An 18,394-nucleotide genomic window follows, 5' to 3' on the forward strand; every position below is an offset into this window, starting at 1 on the left:
CGTCTCAGGAGCCTCGCAGGGGCCGGGCCGTCAGGACCGGGCCCTCGTCCTCTCCCCCGGGCGCGGTGTCGATCCGCATGCCGAAGGGGCGGCTGATCCGGCCGAGCACGTCGTGGAGCCATCGCGCGTCCTGCCGCGGGGCCCGTTCCAGCCGCAGCCGTCGGCTGCGCAGCGGCACGAGCCGGACCCCCGCCAGGGTGCCGTCCTCGTCGTGGACGGTGACGAAGTACAGCAGGCGCAGGTCGTCGCGGTACTGCTCCTGGCCGGTGATCCCCTCGTAGTCGTTGACGAGGTCGCCGCACCCGTGCAGCACGAGCCTGCCCCCGTACGCCTCCAGGGGCCGCGGGTGGTGCGAGGAGTGGCCGTGCACGATGTCGGCGCCCGCCTCGACGAGGGCGTGCCCGAACGCGACCTGGGCGCGGTCCGGGGTGTAGCCCCAGTTGGACCCCCAGTGGACCGAGACGACGACGAGGTCCCCGGGGCGCCGGTCCGTACGCAGCCGGTCGGCCAGCCGGGTCGCGGCTCCGTCGTACGGCCCCTCGGCGTAGTGCACCCCTCCCCCGCGACCGGTGGCGGCCCATGCGCGGGGCACCCCGCTGGACGCCAGGCCGAGCGCGTGGACGAGCAGCCGTCGTCCGCCCGGCAGCGGCACCGCCGCGGGCCGGGTGGCCTCCTCGGCGTCCCGCCCGGCGCCCGCGGTGCGCAGCCCGGCGTCGGCGAGGGCGTCGAGGGTGTCGTCAAGGCCGCGCCGCCCGTAGTCGAGGACGTGGTTGTTGGCGAGGACGACCACGTCGGGGCGGACGGCGGTGAGCGCGGGCAGATCGGCCGGCGACATGCGGTAGTGGACGGCCTTGCCGGGCGCCGGCACGTCGTGGTGGGTGACGGAGGTCTCCAGATTGACCACGCGGGCGTCCGGCCCGGCCTCGTCGATCAGTCGGAGCGCCTCGCCCCAGGGGTAGGCGGGTGCGACCGGCCGGGGCACGGGCCCGGAGCGCGCCTCGGCGAGGGCCACGTAGTCGCGGGCGTCCCGCACGTACCGCTCGGGCAGGGCGGGATCCAGTGGATGGGGAAGGATCTGGTCGATCCCCCTGCCGAGCATCACGTCTCCGCAGAGGAACAGTCCGGTCAGACCGCCGCCGCCCATGTTCCCCAGGCTAGTCGCAGGGCCGTCCGGCGCTCCGCGGCCCGTGACGTCCTGGCCTGATGGCGTACGTCACGGGCCTGCCCGGTGCTGGGGCCCGTCGGCGGATCGGGGTCGGCCAGGCCCTAGCCCCGGGCCGGGACGGCGGCCGGAGCCGGGCCGGACGGCGGCTGCACGCGGTGCGCGGGGTCGCGGACCTCGCCCACCAGCATCTCCAGGACGTCCTCCAGGGCGACCAGGCCGAGGACCCGGCCCGAGCCGTCCGCGACCTGCGCCAGGTGCGTGGCGGCGCGGCGCATCACGGTGAGGGCGTCGTCGAGCGGCAGCTCGGCGCGGAGCGTCGCCATCGGGCGCCACAGCCGCTGCGGGACCGCCCGCTCCCGCTCCTCCAGGTCGAGGACGTCCTTCACGTGCACGAAGCCCATGAAGGTCGCCCGGCCCTCGGCGCGGACCGGGAAGCGGGAGTACCCGGTCCGTACGGTCAGCTCCTCGATCTCGCGCGGGGTGACCGACGGCGGGACCGTGACGAGGGAGGCGGGGGCGATCAGGACGTCCGTCACCGGGCGGGTGCCCAGTTCGAGGGCGTCCTCCAGGCGCTCCTGCTCGACCGGGTCGAGCAGCCCCGCCTGGCCCGCGTCCTCCACGAGACGGCCGAGCTGGGCGCTGGTGAAGACCGCCTCCACCTCGTCCTTCGGCTCGACCTTGAACGCCCGCAGGACGAACCGGGCACAGGCCCCGAGCGCGGCCGTCACCGGCCTGCAGAGCCGGGCGAAGCCGACCAGGCCGGGGGCGAGCCAGAGGGCGGTGCGCTCGGGGTCGGCCATCGCCAGGTTCTTCGGGACCATCTCGCCGATGACGAGGTGGAGGAAGACGACCGCGGCGAGGGCGATGACGTAGCCGAGCGGGTGGATCAGCCCCTCCGGGACACCGATCGTGTGGAAGACCGGTTCGAGGAGGTGGGCGACGGTCGGCTCGGCGACGGCGCCGAGCGTCAGGGAGCAGACGGTGATGCCGAACTGGGCGGCGGCCATCATCTGCGGCAGGTTCTCCAGGCCGTGCAGGACCTGCTTGGCCCGGGCGCCGCCGAGCGGCTCGATCTGGCTGCGCCGGACGGAGACGAGGGCGAACTCGGCCCCGACGAAGAAGCCGTTGGCGAGGACCAGGAGGACGGCGAAGAGGAGTTGCAGGGTGCTCATCGGACCGCCTCCGCAGCGACGGGCACCGGGGCGGCGGACGCCGCGACCTGGTCCGGAGCCGGGTCCGGGGCGGTACGGACGATCCGTACCCGCTCGGCGCGGTAGCGGTCGACCTGGCGCACCGAGAGCCGCCAGCCGGGGAGCTCGGCGCGGTCGCCGGGGGCCGGGATGCGGCCGAGGAGGTCGGCGACGAGCCCGGCGACGGTCTCGTACGGCCCGTCGGGCACGTCGAGGCCTATCCGGCGCAGGGTGTGGACCCGGCAGGAGCCGTCGGCCTCCCAGGCGGGGCGGCCGTCCTCGGCGGGCGCGGCGGCCAGCTCGGGCCGGCCGTCGGCGGCGGTGTCGTGCTCGTCGCGGACCTCGCCGACGAGCTCCTCGACGATGTCCTCCAGGGTGACGACGCCGGCCGTGCCGCCGTACTCGTCGACGACCACCGCGATCGGCTGCTCCCGGCGCAGCCGCTCCAGGAGCGTCTGGGCGGGCAGCGTCTCGGGGACGAGGAGCGGCGGGACCGCGATCCGTCCGACGGGGGTGCGCAGGCGGGCGTGCGGGGCGACGGCGAGCGCGTCCTTGAGGTGGACCATGCCGACGATCTCGTCGATGCGGTCGCGGTAGACCGGGAAGCGCGAGAGGCCGGTGGCCCGGGTGAGGTTGAGGACGTCGGCCGCGGTGGCGTCCCACTGGAGGGCGCTGACCTTCACGCGCGGGGTCATGACCTGCTCGGCGGTGAGGCCGCCGAGGGACAGGGTCCGTACGAAGAGGTCGGCGGTGTCCTGTTCGAGCGCGCCGGCCTGGGCCGAGTGCCGGGCGAGCGAGACGAGCTCGCCGGGGGTGCGGACCGAGTCCAGCTCCTCGGTGGGCTCGACGCCCAGGAGCCGTACGAGCCGGTTGGCGACGCGGTTGAGCAGGGAGATCACCGGCCGGAACAGCGCCGAGAAGCGGCGCTGCGGGGTGGCGACGAAGCGGGCGACCTGGAGCGGCCGGGAGACCGCCCAGTTCTTCGGTACGAGCTCGCCGACCACCATCTGGACGGCGGAGGCGAGCAGCATGCCGATCACCACGGAGATCCCGGAGACGGCCCCTTCGGGCAGTCCGGTCGCGGTGAGCGGCCCGTGGAGCAGCCCGGCGAGCGCGGGCTCGGCGAGCATGCCGACGACCAGCGAGGTGATCGTGATGCCGAGCTGGGTGCCGGAGAGCTGGAAGGACAGCTCGCGCAGTGCGGTGACGACGGTGCGGGCGCGCCGGTCCCCGGCGGCCGCCGCCCGCTCGGCCTCGGCGCGCTCGACGGTCACGAGACCGAACTCGGCGGCCACGAAGAAGCCGTTGGCGAGGATCAGGAGGAATGCCGCAAGGAGCAGCAGAAGGGAGATGATCATGCCGCCGCCTCCTGGGAGGGGGCGGCGCAGGTACTACCGGACGATCCGTCCATTGCTGGAGGGAGTCACTCCTCGGGTCGAAGGGTGGTCTCGCGGGCCGCGGCTGCGGCCCTGCACACGCGAGACGGTGGTGCCGCTCGGCACCACCGTCTCCAGAGTAGTCACGTGAACGCCCCGAAGGGCAGGGGGTCGGCCCCGGATGGGGGACGAGCCCGGGTTTCCCCCGATACGGCCGGGGCCTCAGCGGGTTTCCGCCACCGTGCCGTGGCTCTCGGCCAGGGCCCGCAGGGCGCGGGCGTCGCGGATCGCCGATTCCTTGGCGATGCCGGGCTGGATGCCGAGCACGGGCAGGCTGGTGCCGTCGCTCAGGTCGAGGAAGACCCACGGGTCGCCGGGGCGGAGGTTGACCCGGAGGATCTCCGCCCAGGCGAGCCGCCGGGTCCTGGTGATGTTGACGACCGTGACGCCCTCGTCGTCGGCGACGACCTTGGGGCGGCTCAGCAGGACGAGGACCCCCGACAGCAGCGCGGCGGTGAAGACGAAGCTGGCGCGCTCCCCCGGTCCGAGCCGCTCCAGCATCATCGCGACGCCCGTGATGACGACGAACATCGCCAGACCCATGGTCAGCAGGATCGCCCGGGTGCGCCCGGGGCGGAAGGTGACCGGGAGGGTGGGCGTCGGGGACTGCGACATCGGGGGTTCCTCAGTGCCTGGTGGGACGTACGGGCCTGGCAGCCGTCAGAGGCGGCAGGCGTGGATGGCGGTGGTGAGGATGGCGCGGGCGCCGATCTCGTACAGGTCGTCCATGATCCGCTGCGCCTCCTTGGCGGGGACCATCGCGCGGACGGCGACCCAGCCCTCGTTGTGCAGCGGGGAGACGGTCGGCGACTCCAGGCCCGGGGTGAGGGCGACGGCCTGCTCCAGGTGCTCGGCGCGGCAGTCGTAGTCCATCATCACGTACGAGCGGGCGACGAGGACGCCCTGGAGGCGGCGCAGGAACTGCTGCACCTGCGGGTGGTCGTCGGAGGCGCCGTGGCTGCGGATGACGACCGCCTCGGAGGTCAGGATCGGCTCGCCGATGACCTCGAGGCCGGCGTTGCGCAGGCTGGTGCCGGTCTCCACGACGTCCGCGATGACCTGGGCGACGCCCAGCTGGATCGCGGTCTCGACGGCGCCGTCCAGGTGGACGACGGAGGCGTCGATGCCCTGGTCGGCCAGGTGCTTGGCGACGATGCCCTCGTAGGAGGTGGCGATCGTCATGCCGCCGAAGTCCTCGGGGCCGTTCGCGGTGCCCGGGCGGGTGGCGTAGCGGAAGGTGGAGCGGCCGAAGTTCAGCGGGAGGATCTCCTCGGCGCTGGCTCCGGAGTCCAGGAGCAGGTCACGGCCGGTGATGCCGATGTCCAGCTTCCCGGAGGCGACGTAGATCGCGATGTCCTTCGGCCGCAGGTAGAAGAACTCGACCTCGTTCTCCGGGTCGACCACCACCAGTTCCTTGGACTCCTTGCGCTGGCGGTAGCCGGCCTCATGGAGCATTGCCGACGCAGGTCCGGAGAGGGAACCCTTGTTGGGAACGGCGATGCGCAGCATGGGGTGAGCTTCCTTTGCCTGGGAGTCTTGGGGAGGGTGTGGGCTTTTCTCGGGCCGTGCTCAGAGGTGGGCGTAGACGTCGTCGAGCGAGATCCCGCGGGCGACCATCATCACCTGGACGTGGTACAGCAGCTGCGAGATCTCCTCGGCGGCCGCTTCCTTGCCCTCGTACTCGGCGGCCATCCAGACCTCGGCGGCCTCCTCGACGACCTTCTTGCCGATGGCATGGACACCCTTGTCCACCAGTTCCGCCGTGCGGGAGGTGGCCGGATCGCCGGTCTCTGCCTTGAGCTTGAGCTCCGAGAAGAGCTCTTCGAAGGTTTTGTTCGCCATGATGGTCCTAAGAGTACGGGGTGCAAGAAGGCGGGCGCGCAGCGCCTCCGCTGGGGGGTGGTGGTCGGGCGACGGGCGGGCCTAGCGCCAGGGTTCGCTGACCGTGCGCAGCGTGGTGGCGGTGGCGACGGCGGCGGTGACCGCTTCGTGGCCCTTGTCCTCGGAGGATCCTTCGAGGCCGGCCCGGTCGAGCGCCTGCTCCTCGTTGTCGACGGTGAGGACGCCGAATCCGACGGGTACGCCGGTGTCGATCGAGACCTGGGTGAGGCCGTGGGTGACGCCCTGGCACACGTACTCGAAGTGCGGCGTTCCGCCGCGGATGACGACGCCGAGCGCCACGATGGCATCGTAGCCGCGCCCGGCGAGGACCTTCGCCACGACCGGGAGCTCGAAGCTGCCGGGGACGCGCAGGAGCGTCGGCTCGTCGATGCCGAGCTCGCTGAGGGCGCGCAGGGCGCCGTCGACGAGACCGTCCATGATCTTCTCGTGCCACTGCGCCGCGATGACCGCGACCCGGAGGTCGCCGCAGTTCTTCACGCTGAGGACGGGTGCGCCCTTGCCGCTCATGTCTCTCCTAGCCGATCTCGTACGTAGGTGCTTACTGGTTGCCGCAGGTGGAGGCCGGGGAGCCGTCCAGCCAGGGCAGGTCGTGCCCCATCCGGTCCCGCTTGGTGCGCAGGTAGCGGAGGTTGTGCTCGCCGGCCTGGACCGGCATGGGCTCCCGGCCCTCGACCCGCAGGCCGTGCCGGGTGAGGGCGTCGATCTTGTCGGGGTTGTTGGTCATCAGGCGCAGGCTGCGGACGCCGAGGTCGCCGAGGATCTGCGCGCCGGCCGCGTAGTCGCGGGCGTCGGCGGGCAGGCCGAGCTCCAGGTTGGCGTCGAGGGTGTCGCGGCCGCGCTCCTGGAGCTCGTACGCGCGCAGCTTGGACAGCAGGCCGATGCCGCGGCCCTCGTGGCCGCGCAGGTAGACGACGACGCCGCGCCCGGCCTCGGTGATCCGGTCCATGGAGGCCTGGAGCTGGGGGCCGCAGTCGCAGCGCAGCGAGTGGAAGATGTCGCCGGTCAGGCACTCCGAGTGGACCCGGACGAGGACGTCCTCGCCGTCGCCGATCTCGCCGTGGACGAGGGCGACGTGCTCGACGCCGTCGACGGTGGAGCGGTAGCCGTACGCGGTGAACTCGCCGTGCGCGGTGGGGAGCTGGACCTCGGCCTCGCGGCGGACGGTCGGCTCGGCGGAGCGCCGGTAGGCGATCAGGTCCTCGATGGAGATGATCGTCAGACCGTGCTTGCGGGCGAAGGGGATCAGTTCGGGCAGGCGCAGCATGACGCCGTCCTCGCCGGCGATCTCGACGATCGCACCGGCGGGGCGGAGGCCCGCGAGGCGGGCGAGGTCGACGGCGGCCTCGGTGTGTCCGTTGCGGACGAGGACGCCGCCGGGCTTGGCGCGCAGCGGGAAGACGTGGCCGGGACGGACGAAGTCGGAGGGCTCGTGGTGTCCGCTCGCCAGCATGCGCAGGGTGGTGGCGCGGTCGGCGGCGGAGATGCCGGTGGTGACGCCGTGGGCGGAGGACGCGTCGACGGAGACGGTGAAGGCCGTGCGCATCGACTCGGTGTTGTGCTGGACCATCTGCGGGAGTTCGAGGCGCTCCAGCTCCTCGTCCTCCATCGGGGCGCAGATCAGGCCGCGGCACTCGCTCATCATGAAGGCGACGATCTCGGGGGTGGCCTTCTCGGCGGCGATGACGAGGTCGCCCTCGTTCTCGCGGTCCTCGTCGTCGACGACGACGACGGGGCGGCCGGCGGCGATGTCGCGGACGGCCTGCTCGACGGGGTCGAGGGCGAGGTCGTCGGTGTCCCAGACCGGAAGCGCGCTCATGCCGTGGCTCCTTCCAGGGCGGGGGCGGTGCGGGTCCGGAGCCACCAGTCGCGCATGCCCCAGATGACGAGGGCGAAGTAGATGACGTAGACGAGGCCGGAGAAGGCGAGGCCGCTGTTGAAGGCGAGGGGGACGCCGACGAGGTCGACGAGGAGCCAGGCGAACCAGAACTCGACGAGGCCGCGGGCCTGGGCGATCATCGCGACGAGGGTGCCGACGAAGATGTACGCGTCGGCCCAGGGGCTCCAGGAGAGCGACGGGTAGAGGGTGAAGAGGCCGCCGACGGCGAGGGTGCCGAGGGCCGCGCCGGCGAGGAGCAGTCCGCGCTCCTTCCAGGTGGCGAAGCGGACGGCGATGGAGCCGTCCTGGGCCTGCTGCTTGCCGCGGTTCCACTGCCACCAGCCCCAGGCGGCGACGCCGATGACGAGGAGCTGCTTGCCGACGCCGCCGGAGAGGTGGGCGGAGGCGTAGGCGCCGACGAGGATGACGCCGGAGAGCAGCTGGGCGGGCCAGGTGAGGATGGAGCGGCGCCAGCCGAGGGCCAGGGCGATCAGACCGATCGTGTTGCCGATCATGTCGGACCACATGATGTGCTGGCCGAAGACGCTGAACGCCTCGGAGTTGAGCCAGTTCACTTCTCGTTCTCCTTGGCGTCGGCGCCGAGCAGCCGCTCGACGTACTTGGCGATGACGTCCACTTCGAGGTTGACCGGGTCGCCGGACTGCTTGATGCCGAGCGTGGTCAGTTCGAGGGTGGTCGGGATGAGGCTGATGGTGAACCAGTCGTCGCCGACCTCGACGACGGTGAGGCTGACTCCGTCGACCGTGATCGAGCCCTTCTCGACGACGTACCGGGAGAGGAGGGCGGGCAGGCCGACCTTGACGAGCTCCCAGTGTTCGGAGGGGGTCCGCTCCAGGATGGTGCCGGTGCCGTCGACGTGGCCCTGGACGATGTGACCGCCGAGGCGGCCGCCGACCGCCATGGGCCGCTCCAGGTTGACCCGGGAGCCGGTCTCGAGGGCGCCGAGGCTGGACCGCTTGAGGGTCTCGGCCATGACGTCGGCGGTGAACTCGCCGTCGCCGAACTCGACGACCGTGAGACAGACACCGTTGACGGCGATGGAGTCGCCGTGCTGGGCGCCTTCCGTGACCAGGGGGCCGCGCAGTCGGAAGCGGGAGGCGTCCTCCAGCTGCTCGACGGCGACGACCTCTCCCAGTTCTTCGACGATTCCGGTGAACACGGTCAGGCTCCCTTGAGGGTGGCGGTGATGCGGATGTCGGATCCGATGTGCGCGGTCTCGGTGATGTCGAGCCGCAACGCTTCGGTGAGGGTGGTGATTCCGGCGTCGGCGAGGCCGGTGGGGCCCGCGCCGAGGAGGACCGGGGCGAGGTAGCCGACGACCTGGTCGACGGCGCCCGCGGCGAGGAAGGCGCCCGCGAGGGTGGGGCCGCCTTCGAGGAGGATCGAGCGGACACCGCGCGCGTGGAGGGCGTCCAGGAGGGCGGGGACGGAGAGGCCGCGCTCGGCCCTGGGGAGCCGCACGACGTCCGTGAGGGCGGTCTCGGCGTCCTCGGCGATCGCGATGAGGGTGGGGGCGGCCTCGTCGAGGACCCGGGCGCCGGGCTTGACGGCGGTCGCCTCGGTGTCGACGACGACCCGCAGCGGCTGGACGGCTCCTTCGACGCCGCGGACGGCCAGGTGGGGGTCGTCGGCACGGGCGGTGCCGGAGCCGACGACGACGGCGTCGGCCTCGGCGCGGAGCCGGTGGACGTCGGCGCGGGACTCGGCGGAGCTGATCCAGCGGGAGGTGCCGTCGGCGGCGGCGATCCGGCCGTCGAGGGTGGCGGCGTACTTCCAGCGGACGAAGGGGCGGCCGCGGCGCACGGAGGTGAGCCAGGCGAGGTTGCCGGCCTCGGCCTCGGCCTCCAGGAGCCCCTGCTCGACCTCGGTCCCGGCGGCGCGGAGGGTGTCGGCGCCGCCCGTGGCCTGCGGGTTCGGGTCGCCGACCGCGTACACGACCCGGCTGATCCCGGCCTCGATCAGGGCCTGGGCGCAGGGGCCGGTGCGGCCGGTGTGGTTGCAGGGTTCGAGGGTGACGTACGCGGTGCCGCCGCGGGCCAGGACGCCGGCCGCGCGCAGGGCGTGGACCTCGGCGTGGGGGCCGCCGGCGCGCTGGTGGAAGCCTTCGCCGACCTGGTGTCCGGAGGCGTCGGTGATGACGCAGCCGACGACCGGGTTGGGGCTGGTGGCGCCGAGACCGCGTGCGGCGAGCTCGACGGCGCGTCGCATGGCGGTGATGTCGGCCTGCTGGGCCACCGGGTCCTCCTGCCTCTTCGGGCACGGACTCCGGGGCCTGTCGATGACGACAGAGAGCGGGAAGGACGCCTCGCACAGGGTGCGCCGAAAGGCCGCGTCCTTGCGGGTACGCCGATCGGTGACGACACGGCGACCAGCGGACGTACGGCCGGCACACCCCTGGAAGGGGTCACCCGCCGCGCACTGCCTCCCATCCGGACTTTCACCGTCGGTCCAGGAATCTCACCTGGTCAACCGGCCGCTGGCTTGCGGACGGGTCGCGGACTATACCGCCGGTTCGGAATTACACCGACCCCGGAGTGCGCTGCTGCTGATACAGGGCCAGTGTGCCACGCCTCGCGTGAGGCGATAGGCCCGGACCCTGTGGGCTGGCTCACAGGGTTCCACAGGATTCCTCTTTGGTCCAGACCTATTGACGCACTGGTCTAGTCCTCTTAATCTCCGTGTCACCTCCGAGGCAACGGTCCGCCGGCGTGCGCACTCCACGGGCCCAACACGTACCACCCCCCTGTTCGTTGCGTGTTTTCCGACCTCCCCAGGAGGACCGATCGTGCTGTCCCCCACGACCAAGAGAGCCTCGCTGCTCGCGTCCGGCGCGGCCGTCGCCGGGCTGCTGCTCAGCTCGCTCTCCGGCGGCGTCTCGTACGCGGCCGACAACGAGTCCTGTCGCCCCGACGGGCTCTACAAGACCCCCGGCGTCGACGTCCCGTACTGCTCGGTCTACGACACCGAGGGCCGCGAGAAGATGGGCGCGGACCACCAGCGCCGGGTCATCGGCTACTTCACCGGCTGGCGCACCGGCAAGAACGGCCAGCCCGCGTACCTGGCCAAGGACATCCCGTGGGACAAGATCACCCACATCAACTACGCCTTCGGCCACATCGGCGGCGACAACAAGCTCTCCGTGGGCACGGACGGTCCGGACAACGCGGCCACCGGGATGACCTGGCCCGGTGTCGCCGGCGCCGAGATGGACCCCGCGTACCCCTACAAGGGCCACTTCAACCTGCTCAACAAGTTCAAGAAGCAGCACCCGAACGTCAAGACGCTGATCTCGGTCGGCGGCTGGGCGGAGACCGGCGGCTACTTCGACGACGCCGGCAACCGCGTGAACTCCGGCGGCTTCTACTCGATGGCCACCAACGCCGACGGTTCGGTCAACCAGGCCGGGATCGACACCTTCGCGAACTCGGCCGTCGACTTCATCCGCACGTACGGGTTCAACGGCGTCGACATCGACTACGAGTACCCGACCACGATGAAGGACGCGGGCAACCCGCTCGACTGGCAGCTCGCCAACGCGCGCCGCGCCGGGCTCGTGCAGGGCTACGCGGCCCTCATGAAGTCCCTGCGCGAGAAGCTGGACACGGCCGGCGCCGCCGACGGCAGGCACTACCTGCTGACCGTCGCCGCCCCCTCCTCCGGCTACCTGCTGCGCGGCATGGAGACCTTCCAGATGCAGAAGTACCTGGACTACGTCAACATCATGTCCTACGACCTGCACGGTGCCTGGAACGAGTACGTCGGCCCCAACGCCTCCCTCTTCGACGACGGCAAGGACGCCGAGCTCGCGGCCGCCAACGTCTACGGCTCCTCGCAGTACGGCTCCATCGGCTACCTCAACACCGACTGGGCCTACCACTACTTCCGCGGCTCCATGCCGGCCGGCCGCATCAACATCGGCCTGCCCTACTACACCCGCGGCCACAAGAACGTGCAGGGCGGCACCGACGGCCTGTGGGGCAAGGCCTCCGCGACCACCTGCCCGGCCGGGGCCGGCCTGACCAAGTGCGGCGACGGCGCCACCGGCATCGACAACCTCTGGCACGACAAGGACACCAACGGCGTCGAGTCGCCCGCCGGCTCCAACCCGATGTGGCACGCCAAGAACCTGGAGAAGGGGATCGTCGGCGACTACGTCACCCAGTACGGCTTCCCGGCGAACACCACGCTGACCGGCACCTACGTCCGCAAGTACGACCCGACCCTGGTCGCGCCGTGGCTGTGGAACGCCGAGAAGAAGGTCTTCCTCTCCACCGAGGACGAGCAGTCCGTGGCCGCGAAGGCCGACTACGTGGTCGACCGCGGCATCGGCGGCACCATGGTCTGGGAGATGGCCGGCGACTACGCCTGGAACGCCGGCAAGGGCCAGTACGAGATGGGTTCCACGCTCACCTCGCTGATGTACGACAAGTTCAAGGCGGCCACCCCGTACGGGGCGAAGAAGTCCGACAAGGCGCTGCCGACCCAGGCCGTGAAGATCGACACCCAGTTCACCGAGTTCAAGCTGGGCGACTCGAACTACCCGATCACGCCGAAGATCAAGATCACCAACAACACGGCGACGACCCTGCCCGGCGGCACGGAGTTCCAGTTCGACTACGGCACCTCCGCCCCGAACAACGCCTCCGACCAGTCCGGCTTCGGCACCAAGGTCATCAGCAGCGACCACACGGGCTCCAACGTGGGCGGCCTGAAGGGCGACTTCCACCGCGTTTCCCTGAAGCTCCCGGCCTGGCAGTCCCTGGCCCCGGGTGCGACGGTCGACCTGGCCTTCAACTACTACCTGCCGGTGTCCACCCCCTCCAACTGGACGGTGAACATCAACGGCACGACGTACGCCCTCGCCGGCGACCTGGCGCGCGGCACGACGGTCGTGGAGCCCGGCTCCACCACCCCGCCGACCACGCCGCCCACCACCCCGCCGACGACTCCCCCGACCACGCCGCCGACGACCCCGCCGACGACGCCGCCCACCACGAGCTGCACCGCCCCGGCGTACGTGGCCGGCACGGTCTACAACGCGGGCAGCCTCGTCTCCCACAAGGGACACCAGTGGAAGGCCCAGTGGTGGACCCAGAACGAGGAGCCGGGCACGACCGGCGACTGGGGCGTCTGGAAGGACCTCGGCGCCTGCTGACGCGCCCCCTCCGGTGAACCCCTTCCGCTGAACCCCCGGCGGCGGACACTCACGGCCCTTGCCCCCGCCGGGCTCCCACCGCGCCGCGCCCCCTGTCCGGGGCGCGGCGCGGTCGCGTTCGCGCTCCCGGGCGGTCAGTCTGGAGAGATGAGCACGATCCTGGTGACCGGCGGCACGGGAACGCTCGGCCGTCCCGTCTGCGAGCGGCTGCGCGCGGACGGCCACGAGGTGCGGGTGCTCAGCCGGCACTCCCCGCCGTACGCCGTCGACCTGCGCAAAGGCGGACCGCTTCTCGACCGGGCGGTCGACGGGGTCGACGCGGTCGTCCACTGCAGCAACATCCTGCGCGGCGACGAGGAGGCCGCCCGCCTCCTCGTCGAGGCCTCGCGGCGGGCCGGGGTGCCGCACCTGCTGTACATCTCGATCGTCGGCGTCGACCGGGTGCCGCTCGGCTACTACCGGACCAAGTACGCGGTGGAACGCATGATCCAGCAGTCCGGTGTCCCGTGGACCCTGCTGCGGGCCACCCAGTTCCACGACCTGATCCTCCGGCTGCTGCAGGGCCTCGCCAAGCCCCCGGTGATGCTCCTGCCGAAGGAGGTCCGGGACCAGCCGCTGGAGGTGACGGAGGCGGCCGCCCGCCTCGCCGAACTGACCGCGGGGCCGCCGGCGGGCCGGGTGGAGGACATGGGCGGCCCCGAGATCCGCACCTTCGACGAGCTGGCCCGCGCCTACCTGCGGGCGAGCGGACGGGGGCGCCGGCTGGTGGAGGTGCCGCTGCCGGGCCGGGTCTACCGGGCGCTGCGACGCGGCGGACACCTGGCGCCGGACCGCGCGGTGGGCCGGGTGACGTTCGAGGAGTTCCTCGCGCGGCGGTTCGCCGCCTAGGGCCTAGGGGAACAGCTCGTCCTGGGCCGCGTCACGGGCGCGGAGCAGGGCGCCCCGCAGCACGGCCGCGTCCCCCAGCGCGGTGGCGCGGACCTCCGTGCGGAGCGGGGAGAGGGCCGCGAGTTCGGCCTCCACGCGCGCGGCGAGACCGGGGCCGCCCTGGTGGCCGGTCTCCCCGGCGAGGACGACGCAGCCGGGATCGAGGACGGAGACGACGGCGGCCGCGCCGACGGCGAGACGGCGGGCGAGGGCGTCGAGGAAGGGCGCGTGACCGGAGGAGAGGGCGTCGGCCGGGTCGAGGTGGTGGACGAGGGCGAGGGCGTCGACGGCAGCGGCGCAGGCCAGTTCGTGGAAGCCGCCGTCGCAGCCGGTCGCCGAGGGGAGGCCGGAGGTGCCGGGGACCGGCAGGAAGCCGATCTCTCCCGCGCCGCCGGAGGCCCCACGGCGGAGCCGGCCGTCGAGGACGACGGCGGCGCCGACGCCCTGGCCGAGCCAGAGGAGGACGAAGTCCTCGCGGTCGCGGGCCGCGCCTTCGCGCAGTTCGGCGACGGCGGCGAGGTTGGTCTCGTTCTCGACGAGGACGCGGGCGGGCAGCCGTTCCTGGAGGACGGTGACCAGACGGCGGTGCCAGGCGGGCAGCCCCGAGGAGTCGCGCAGGTCGCCGGTGGCGGGGTCGATGAGCCCGGGGGCGCCGACGGCGACGCTGTGCAGCCGGTCGGCGCCCGCCTCCTTCACGGTCCGTTCCAGGAGCGCGACCGCCTTCTCCACGGCCGCTTCCGTGCCGTTGTCGTCGCCGACGGGGACGGAGGCCTCGGCGAGCGGGGTGCCGAGGAGGTCGGCGACGGCGACGGAGACCGAGCGGGTCCGGACGTCGAAGGCGGCGAGGTGGGCGCGGTCGGCGACGATCCCGTACAGCTTGGCGTTGGGGCCGCGGCGCTCGGCTCCGGCCTCGCCGACGACGTGGACGAGTCCGGAGTCCCGGAGCCGCTCGACGAGGTCGGCGACGGTCGGGCGGGAGAGTCCGGTGAGCGTCTTGAGCTGAGCGGCCGTCAACGGGCCTTCGTCCTGGAGCAGTCGCAGGGCGAACCGGTCGTTGATGGCTCGTGCGGTGCTCGGGGATGCGGCCATGCGGCGATCCTCTCAGACGCGCGGGAGCGGGACTCCTTCCGCGGTCTATTTATCAGGCAGGGTTCCTGATAGTTTACGCGGCACACCCCCAGCACACCCACGACCCCAGGGAGGGACCATGGCGGCGGAGACCGTCACCAGCACCGATCGCCTCCGGCGGGCGCGCTTCGCCATCGCCGCCGTCTTCTGCGTGCACGGCTCGGTCACCGGCAGCTTCGCGACCCGGATCCCCTGGATCCAGGAGCACGCGGGCGTCAGCGCCGGACAGCTCGGGCTCGCACTCGCCTTCCCCGCGCTCGGCGCCTCCCTCGCGATGCCGCTCGCCGGGGCCGTCTCGCACCGCTTCGGCGCCCGCACGGCGCTGCGCGGCCTGCTCGCCCTGTGGACCCTCGCGCTCGCGCTGCCCTCGCTCGCCCCGAACGTCTGGGGGCTGTGCGGCGCGCTCTTCGTGTACGGGGCGACCTCGGGCATGTCCGACGTGGCGATGAACGCGCTCGGCGTCGAGACCGAGAACCGGCTCGGCAGGTCCATCATGTCGAGCCTGCACGGCATGTGGAGCGCGGGGGCCCTGATCGGCTCCGCCGCCGGCACGGTCGCCGCCCACCTCGGCGGCGACGCCCGTCTGCACCACCTGATCGCGGCCCTCGTGCTCACCGCGCTCGGCCTGGTCTTCTGCCAGGGCGTGCTCGACGTCCGCAGCACCCCGGAGGAGGAGCCGCCGCCGCGCTTCTCGCTGCCGCCGAGGTCCGCGCTGGTCATCGGCGCCATCGGCTTCTGCGGGGTGTTCGCCGAGGGCGCCAGCCTCGACTGGTCGGCCGTCTACCTCCGGGACGAGCTGGGCAGCTCGGCGGGGCTCGCGGCCGCCTCCACGACCGCCTTCGCGCTGACGATGGCGGTGGCGCGCCTCGCCGGCGACCGGGTGGTGGACCGCTTCGGAGCGGTCCGTGCCGTACGGGCCGGGGGCGCCGTCGCCACCCTCGGCGGGGTCATGGTCGTCCTCGCCCCGCACGCCGCCGTCGCGATGGCCGGATTCGGTCTGATCGGACTCGGGGTCGCGGTCGTCGTCCCGCTGGCCTTCGCCGCCGCCGCGCGCAGCGGCCCGAACCCGAGCCAGGCCATCGCGGGCGTCGCCACCATCACGTACACCTCGGGACTCATCGCCCCCTCGGCGATCGGCGGCATCGCCGACGCGACCTCCCTGGTCCTCTCCTTCGGCCTGGTCACCCTGCTGGCCCTGGGTCTGGTGCTCGGCGCGGGCGTGCTCAGGACCGGCGGGCGGGAGACGGCGTCGGGGACACCGGAGCCCGCGAAGAGCGCAGGGCCCGTGGCGTAGACCGAGCGGCGTCCCGAAATCCCAGGTCCGCGGCCGTGGCGCCTACCATATGGCTGAACTTCTGCGGTCTCGACACGGCCGCCGGAACCGGAGAACGGGAGCAGACCTCATGAACCTCGGCGTGCGCTGGACCCTGCACGGCGACGGGAGAACACCCGCTCCCGGAGCCGTCGTCCGCCCGGACGAACGGCTCTCCTGGCCCCGCACGGTCGGCCTCGGAGCCCAGCACGTCGTCGCGATGTTCGGGGCGTCGTTCGTCGCCCCGGTCCTCATGGGTCTCGACCCGAACCTCGCGATCATGATGTCCGGTGTCGCAACCGCGATCTTCCTGCTCGCGACCCGTGGCACCGTCCCGTCCTACCTGGGCTGCTCGCTCTCCTTCGTCGGCGTCGCCGCCGCCATCCGGGCCTCCGGCGGCACGAGCGCCACCGTCACCGGCGCGGTGTTCGTCGTGGGCGGGGTGCTCTTCCTGGCCGGTCTCGCCGTCCGGAAGTTCGGCGCGCGGATCATCCACGCGGCGATGCCGCCGATCGTGACCGGCGCGGTCGTCATGCTGATCGGCTTCAACCTGGCGCCGGTCACCGCGTCGACGTACTGGCCGCAGGACCAGTGGACGGCCCTGCTCGTGATGCTGTTCACCGGTCTGGCCGTGGTCTGTCTGCGCGGCTTCTGGTCCCGGATCGCGATCTTCCTCGGCCTGATCTTCGGCTACGCCATCTCCTGGATCTTCGACCTCGTCTTCGGCAAGATCCACTCGGTGTCCCCGAGCGGCCAGGTCACCGACCACTGGCGGCTCGACCTCTCCGGCGTCTCCAAGGCCGACTGGATCGGTCTGCCGTCGCTGCACGGCCCGAGCTTCGAGTGGTCGGCGATCCTCGTGGCGCTGCCCGTGGTCATCGCGCTGATCGCCGAGAACGCCGGTCACGTCAAGGCCGTCGGCGAGATGACCGGCACCTCCCTCGACGACAAGCTCGGCACCGCGATCGCCGCCGACGGCGTCGCGTCCATGCTCTCCACCGGCGTGGGCGGCCCGCCGAACACCACGTACTCCGAGAACATCGGCGTCATGGCCGCCACCCGGGTCTACTCGACGGCCGCCTACTGGGCCGCGGCCGGCTTCGCGCTGCTCTTCGGCCTCTGCCCCAAGTTCGGCGCGGTCGTCGCCGCGATCCCCGGCGGTGTCCTCGGCGGCATCACCGTGATCCTGTACGGCATGATCGGCCTGCTCGGCGCCCAGATCTGGATCAACGCCAAGGTCGACCTGCGCAACCCGCTCAACCTGGTCCCGGCCGCCGCCGGCATCATCATCGGCGTCGGCGGCGTGAAGCTGACCTTCACCGACACCTTCGAGCTGGGCGGCATCGCGCTCGGCACGATCGTCGTCATCACCGGCTACCACGTGCTGCGGGCCTTCGCCCCGGCCCACCTCAAGACCCAGGAACCGCTCCTGGACTCGGGCACCAGCTCGTACGAGACGGACGCGGAAGACGCGTCGAAGAACTGAGTGATTCGCCCGTTCTGGGTAAGCCGGGCCCGAGGAGTTCCCTCCCGGGCCCGGCGGCTGGGAGCCTGCCCCCATGGCGCAGACCCAGTGGATCGAAGAGCGGATCGGCCAGTTCGTCGCGGTCGACCCCGTGGTGGACCGGATGCGGGCGCTCCGCTCGGCCTGGCATCCGGCCGACGGCGTCGCCGTCTTCAACCGGGTCTATCTGACGGTCACCGAGGAGATCGGCCACGCCATCGAGGCGGGCACCTTCGCCGACCGGCGGGCCGCCGCCACCCTCGACGTACGGTTCGCCGAGCGCTATCTCGCGGCGGTCGACGCCGTCGCCGACGGCCGTCCCGCCCCCGCCTGCTGGCGGCCCCTCTTCCACTACCGCCGCCATCCCGGCGTACGGCCGCTGCAGTTCGCGCTGGCCGGGATCAACGCCCACATCGGCCACGACCTGGCGCTCGCGGTGGTCGACGCCTGCCGCACCCTGGACTGCGCGCCGGCCGACCTGGAGGACGAGTTCGACCGGGTCGGCGACGTCCTCGTCCTCCTGGAGGAGCGCATCCGGGAGGAACTGATGCCGGGCCCGGACCTCCTGGAGGTCGCGGACCCGCTGACGCATCTGCTCGGCTGCTGGAGCCTGGACCGGGCCCGCGACGGGGCCTGGCTCGCCGCCCGCTCGCTGTGGCAGCTGCGGCGGCTGCCCGACCTGGCCGAGGAGTTCACCGAACGCCTCGACCGGTCGGTGGGCCTGGTGGGGCGGATGCTGCTCACGCCCCTGACCAGGCCCTGATCTCCGTACCGGGGA

At 72.4% G+C, this 18,394-nt stretch carries 17 protein-coding genes and 1 riboswitch; of the genes, 5 read left to right on the plus strand and 12 right to left on the minus strand.

Going from position 1 to position 18,394, the window contains the following annotated elements; translation table 11 throughout:
* Positions 1 to 4: 4 nt before the first annotated feature.
* The 11 genes from ACFYUS_RS17280 to ribD all read right to left on the minus strand — a co-directional run bounded on the left by ACFYUS_RS17280 (position 5) and on the right by ribD (position 9,825).
* Positions 5 to 1,144 carry a CapA family protein gene (locus tag ACFYUS_RS17280; RefSeq protein WP_388851952.1) on the minus strand — a complete coding sequence of 380 codons (1,140 nt, stop codon included), beginning with the start codon at positions 1,142 to 1,144 and terminating at the stop codon, positions 5 to 7.
* 122 nt (positions 1,145 to 1,266) lie between these two features.
* On the minus strand, positions 1,267 to 2,337 hold the full coding sequence (locus ACFYUS_RS17285) for a hemolysin family protein (RefSeq protein ID WP_388851955.1): 1,071 nt from the start codon (positions 2,335 to 2,337) through the stop codon (positions 1,267 to 1,269).
* A complete protein-coding gene (locus tag ACFYUS_RS17290; RefSeq protein WP_388851958.1) occupies positions 2,334 to 3,713 on the minus strand; it encodes a hemolysin family protein in 1,380 nt (459 codons plus the stop codon). The genes ACFYUS_RS17285 and ACFYUS_RS17290 overlap by 4 nt, the downstream gene beginning before the upstream one ends.
* Before the next feature lie 240 nt (positions 3,714 to 3,953).
* Entirely contained in the window at positions 3,954 to 4,406 is a 453-nt protein-coding gene (locus ACFYUS_RS17295) for a PH domain-containing protein (RefSeq protein WP_388851961.1), read from the minus strand.
* 45 nt (positions 4,407 to 4,451) lie between these two features.
* Positions 4,452 to 5,300, minus strand: coding sequence for an ATP phosphoribosyltransferase (hisG, locus tag ACFYUS_RS17300; RefSeq protein WP_388851964.1), 849 nt, complete (start codon positions 5,298 to 5,300; stop codon positions 4,452 to 4,454).
* Between the two features lie 60 nt (positions 5,301 to 5,360).
* Positions 5,361 to 5,633, minus strand: coding sequence for a phosphoribosyl-ATP diphosphatase (locus ACFYUS_RS17305; protein WP_382868363.1), 273 nt, complete (start codon positions 5,631 to 5,633; stop codon positions 5,361 to 5,363).
* An 81-nt stretch (positions 5,634 to 5,714) separates the two neighbouring features.
* On the minus strand, positions 5,715 to 6,200 hold the full coding sequence (gene ribH, locus ACFYUS_RS17310; RefSeq protein WP_024760819.1) for a 6,7-dimethyl-8-ribityllumazine synthase: 486 nt from the start codon (positions 6,198 to 6,200) through the stop codon (positions 5,715 to 5,717).
* 31 nt (positions 6,201 to 6,231) lie between these two features.
* Positions 6,232 to 7,509, minus strand: a complete 1,278-nt coding sequence (locus ACFYUS_RS17315) for a bifunctional 3,4-dihydroxy-2-butanone-4-phosphate synthase/GTP cyclohydrolase II (protein ID WP_388851968.1) — start codon at positions 7,507 to 7,509, stop codon at positions 6,232 to 6,234.
* Positions 7,506 to 8,096, minus strand: coding sequence for a nicotinamide riboside transporter PnuC (locus ACFYUS_RS17320; RefSeq protein WP_388852994.1), 591 nt, complete (start codon positions 8,094 to 8,096; stop codon positions 7,506 to 7,508). Before ACFYUS_RS17320 ends, ACFYUS_RS17315 begins: the two co-directional genes overlap by 4 nt.
* 44 nt (positions 8,097 to 8,140) lie before the next feature.
* Positions 8,141 to 8,749 carry a riboflavin synthase gene (locus ACFYUS_RS17325; RefSeq protein WP_388851971.1) on the minus strand — a complete coding sequence of 203 codons (609 nt, stop codon included), beginning with the start codon at positions 8,747 to 8,749 and terminating at the stop codon, positions 8,141 to 8,143.
* A gap of 2 nt (positions 8,750 to 8,751) precedes the next feature.
* On the minus strand, positions 8,752 to 9,825 hold the full coding sequence (gene ribD / locus ACFYUS_RS17330) for a bifunctional diaminohydroxyphosphoribosylaminopyrimidine deaminase/5-amino-6-(5-phosphoribosylamino)uracil reductase RibD (RefSeq protein ID WP_388851974.1): 1,074 nt from the start codon (positions 9,823 to 9,825) through the stop codon (positions 8,752 to 8,754).
* 176 nt (positions 9,826 to 10,001) lie between these two features.
* Positions 10,002 to 10,132, minus strand: a riboswitch (FMN riboswitch).
* 243 nt (positions 10,133 to 10,375) lie between these two features.
* Here ribD and ACFYUS_RS17335 point away from each other — a divergent pair.
* Together ACFYUS_RS17335 and ACFYUS_RS17340 are read left to right on the plus strand one after the other, a co-directional pair.
* Positions 10,376 to 12,745 carry a chitinase C-terminal domain-containing protein gene (locus tag ACFYUS_RS17335; RefSeq protein WP_388851977.1) on the plus strand — a complete coding sequence of 790 codons (2,370 nt, stop codon included), beginning with the start codon at positions 10,376 to 10,378 and terminating at the stop codon, positions 12,743 to 12,745.
* A gap of 147 nt (positions 12,746 to 12,892) precedes the next feature.
* Positions 12,893 to 13,633, plus strand: coding sequence for an SDR family oxidoreductase (locus ACFYUS_RS17340; RefSeq protein WP_388851980.1), 741 nt, complete (start codon positions 12,893 to 12,895; stop codon positions 13,631 to 13,633).
* Between the two features lie 3 nt (positions 13,634 to 13,636).
* On the opposite strand, the gene ACFYUS_RS17345 is transcribed toward ACFYUS_RS17340, so the two are convergent.
* Positions 13,637 to 14,761, minus strand: coding sequence for an ROK family transcriptional regulator (locus ACFYUS_RS17345; protein WP_388851983.1), 1,125 nt, complete (start codon positions 14,759 to 14,761; stop codon positions 13,637 to 13,639).
* A 118-nt stretch (positions 14,762 to 14,879) separates the two neighbouring features.
* On the opposite strand from ACFYUS_RS17345, the gene ACFYUS_RS17350 reads away from it, so the two are divergent.
* The 3 genes from ACFYUS_RS17350 (at position 14,880) to ACFYUS_RS17360 (ending at position 18,379) form a co-directional block, all read left to right on the plus strand.
* A complete protein-coding gene (locus tag ACFYUS_RS17350) occupies positions 14,880 to 16,094 on the plus strand; it encodes an MFS transporter (protein WP_388851986.1) in 1,215 nt (404 codons plus the stop codon).
* A gap of 109 nt (positions 16,095 to 16,203) precedes the next feature.
* Complete coding sequence (locus ACFYUS_RS17355; RefSeq protein WP_388851989.1) at positions 16,204 to 17,598, plus strand: uracil-xanthine permease family protein; 1,395 nt, start codon at positions 16,204 to 16,206, stop codon at positions 17,596 to 17,598.
* A 73-nt stretch (positions 17,599 to 17,671) separates the two neighbouring features.
* Positions 17,672 to 18,379 (plus strand): DUF5995 family protein, encoded by a 708-nt coding sequence (locus tag ACFYUS_RS17360; protein WP_388851992.1) that lies wholly within the window; start codon positions 17,672 to 17,674, stop codon positions 18,377 to 18,379.
* The last annotated feature ends 15 nt before the right edge of the window (positions 18,380 to 18,394 follow it).

The organism is Streptomyces sp. NPDC004284 (assembly GCF_042874035.1).
GTDB lineage: Bacteria > Actinomycetota > Actinomycetes > Streptomycetales > Streptomycetaceae > Streptomyces.